The 3,547-nt window shown below is 63.9% G+C and carries 1 protein-coding gene and 2 pseudogenes; 2 read left to right on the top strand and 1 reads right to left on the bottom strand.

All coding sequences use genetic code 11. The features are described from left to right. Both AC2VOU_RS09545 and AC2VOU_RS09540 read left to right on the top strand, forming a co-directional pair. A partial coding sequence (locus AC2VOU_RS09545; protein ID WP_486957153.1) for an APC family permease occupies window positions 1-1,034 on the top strand: 1,034 nt, incomplete at its 5' end. Between the two features lie 39 nt (window positions 1,035-1,073). Next, window positions 1,074-3,336: pseudogene (locus tag AC2VOU_RS09540) on the top strand (APC family permease). Window positions 3,337-3,413: 77 nt separating this feature from the next. Here the strand turns inward: AC2VOU_RS09540 and AC2VOU_RS09535 are convergent. Beyond that, window positions 3,414-3,547, bottom strand: a pseudogene (locus AC2VOU_RS09535) (HNH endonuclease signature motif containing protein); the annotation flags it as partial.

Raw genomic sequence — 3,547 nt, 5'->3', positions numbered from 1 at the left:
AGGTCATCTACTTCCTGGTGCAGGCGGCCACCGCGCTGGTCCTCTACACCGGCGGTAACACCAGCTTCAATGGGTTCCCGGCGCTGACGAGCTTCGTCGCCGAAGACAGCTTCCTGCCGCGGACCCTGATGAAGCGCGGTCAGCGCCTGGTGTTCTCCAACGGGATCATCGTGCTGACGGTGCTGGCGGTGGCTCTGCTGGTCGGCACGGGCGGTTCGCTGGACGCCCTGGTGCCGTTCTACGCGATCGGGGTGTTCACCGGTTTTTCGATGGCCGGTTACGGCATGACCAAGCACTGGCTCACCCACCGGGGGCCGGGTTGGCGAAGGAAGCTGGTGACCAACCTCTCAGCCGGAATTCTGTCGACGGTTGTGGTGGCCATCTTCGCAATCGCCAAGTTCACCGAGGGCGCCTGGCTGGTCGTGGTGGTGTTCCCGATCCTGGTCTTCGCGTTGATGCGAGTGAACCACCAGTACCGCGCCGAGGCGTCGGTGCTGGAGACCTCGCTGTCTGAGCCACCCGATTTCGACAAGTACGCCCGGCACCAGGTGCTGGTGTTCGTCGATGCGGTCGACCTGGCCGAGGTCGAGGCGCTGCGCTATGCCAACGGGCTGGAGGCTGACGAGCTGACCGCGGTGCACTTCGTCTTGGACTCCGCCGAGGCGGCGCGACTGCAACAACGGTGGGAGCTTTACGGACACGTCACCGAGCTGCGGACCGTTGCGTGCCTGGACCGCAACCTGGGCCGGGCGGCTCAGGAGTTCATCCTGCAGGTCATGGCCGAGCACCCCGACACCAAGGTCACGGTGCTGTTGCCGCGCCGGGAGTACTCACAGTTCCTTGGCCGGTTTTTGCACGATCGGACCGCGGACAACCTCGCTCAGGTGATCAGCCGAATTCCAGGTGCAAGCGCGCAGATTGTCGCCTATGACATCGCGACCCGGATCGCGGAAGCGGCCGACGCCGCGAAGTCAGCCGGTGGGCAGAATGATCCGATACAGTCGCCGCGAACCGCGGCCGACCTACCCGGATGACGCGACTTTTCAGTTTGCCAACTAGAAAGAAAGTGACACGTGGTTACAACATCGCAGCCCGACTCCGGCATTCAGCCCTCCTTCATCGACGGCTGGAAGCGAGTTGTCCTCGGTAAGCCGTTGACCAGCGAACACCTCGATTCCGAGCGGCTCTCGAATCCCGTTGCGCTCGGCGCGATTTCGCCTGACGCGATTTCGTCGACCGCTTACGGGCCCGAGCAGGTCATGGTCGAGTTGCTGCCGCGCGCCGGCATGGCCGCGTTCGCGCTGATGATGCCGATCATCGGGGTCGTCCTGTTCATTCTTATCTTGGTGTCCGCGTCCTACCGCGGCGTGGTGATGGTCTACACCCGGGCCGGTGGGGCTTACATGGTGGCCCGGGACAACTTCGGGCCACGCATTGCGCAGATCGCCGCCGCGGCGTTGCTGATCGACTACGTGGTGACCGCCGCGGTGCAGCCGGCGGCCGGAACGGTCGCGGTGGTGTCGGCAGTGCCGATGCTGCGTCCGTACCACCTGGAACTCACCATCGCCGTGCTGATCCTGATCTGCATCGCCAACCTGCGCGGAATCCGGCGGTCGGGGCGGATATTCGCGGTCACGACATACTGGTTCGTCGGCATGATCCTACTGACGATCGTGGCCGGCTTGATCCGCGAAGTGGTCTGGGGCTTGCCGAAATACGACCCGAGCACCATCGAGGGCGCGGTACCGGTGCACCAGGGCAACGGTCTGGTGATGGGCGTCACCGTTTTGGTGGTGCTGCGGGCGTTTGCCAACGGCGGTGTGTCTCTGACCGGTGTGGAGGCAATCTCCAACACAGTCGACGTCTTTCGTGAGCCGAAGGGTGTCAACGCCCGCCGGGTGTTGACCCTGATGACGCTGATCCTGGGAGTGCTGCTGGCTGGCATCGCCTGGCTCACGTACGTCACCCACGCCACCCCGTACCTGGATGAATATCCGTCGATGCTCTCGGAGATCACCCGCGCGGTGTTCGGCAACGATCTGATCGGAAATATCCTCTACATCTCGGTACAGGCATCCAGTGCCGCAATCCTTTTCGCCGGTGCCAACACCGGGTTCGCCGGGTTCCCCGCGCTGGCAAGCTTCGTCGCCGAGGACAGCTTCCTGCCACGTCCGCTGACCAAGCGCGGTCACCGCCTGGTGTTTTCCAACGGAATCATCACCCTGACCGTTCTGGCGGTGGCACTGTTGCTGGTCACGCGGGCCAAGGTCAGCGCGCTCGTCCCGTTTTACGCCATCGGGGTGTTTACCGCATTTGCGATAACCGGGTACGGAATGGCCAAATATTACGCCAGCCGGCGCGAGAACGGCTGGCGTGCCAAACAGGCTGTCAACCTGGCGGCGGGCCTCACCTCGACGATCGTGGTGGGCATTTTCGTGGTGGCCAAGTTCACCGAGGGCGCCTGGCTGGTCGTGGTGGTGTTCCCGATTCTGGTCTACGGGCTGATCCGACTGAACAGGCAATATCGCGCCGAGGCTTCGGTACTGGAGATGTCGCGCACCGAACGGCCCGATTTGGCCAAGTACCCGCGGCTACGGGTGTTCGTGTTCGTCGACTCGGTCGACCTCGCCGAGGTCGAGGCACTGCGTTACGGCAAGGGGCTGCACGCCGACGAACTGCTCGCGGTGCACTTTGTGGTCGACGCCGAGCATTCCGCCGAGCTGCAGGAACACTGGCAGCGTTTCGAACACGACACTCAGCTACGGGTCATTGACTGTCCTGACCGCCATTTGAGCAGGGCCGCACAGGAATTCGTCATGCAGGTGAAACGCGACCACCCGGATACCAAGGTTACGGTGCTGCTACCGCGGCGGACTTACTCCGCGATGCTGGGTCGGCTGCTGCATGACCGCACCGCCGACAAGATGGCCCGGGCGGTCAGCCGCATCCCCTCGGCGACCGCGATCATCGTGCCCTACGACGTCGAGTCGCGCATCGCGCGAGTGGATCCGGACGCCTTGACTCCGGCGGGTCACGCCTAGCACCGGTCTGGTCCGGTGACTATCGGAGCCGATGAGCAGGACGTCCGTCCGTCGTTGATCGAGGTGAATGGCCGGATCCCGGACGCCGCGCCACGATCGAGGGCCGCGTCAGCAAAGTCGAAGACATCACCGAGCGGGGAAGGCGGTCCGCTGGATAGTCATTGGCGACGACAGCGGCGACATCCAGCCGGGCCGGGTGCTGCGTCTCACCGGTAAGGCGAGCCGGAGCGGAAACAAGAAAGTGGCGATAAGCGATCCGAGCTACACGGTGATCGAGACTTCCGAGGATTCTTAGATTCCGCGCTGCGCGACCGGATGCCGCGTGGCTGGCGGTGCAGGTCACCGGCGCTGTTGTGAACAACATGTTCAGCGCTACTCCGCCTCGTCGTCTTCGTTGTCTTCTGCGCGCAGGAGTTTTTCGGGGTGCCAGTAGGTGTTGGTGCGGGGTTGGCCGTGGTCGAGGTGTGGGGGTGGGATCCATTCGGTGTGGCCGTGGTGGTTTTTGC

It is taken from the genome of Mycobacterium sp. TH-M25 (assembly GCF_057473665.1).
This window is presented reverse-complemented; position numbering and strand designations above follow the sequence as displayed.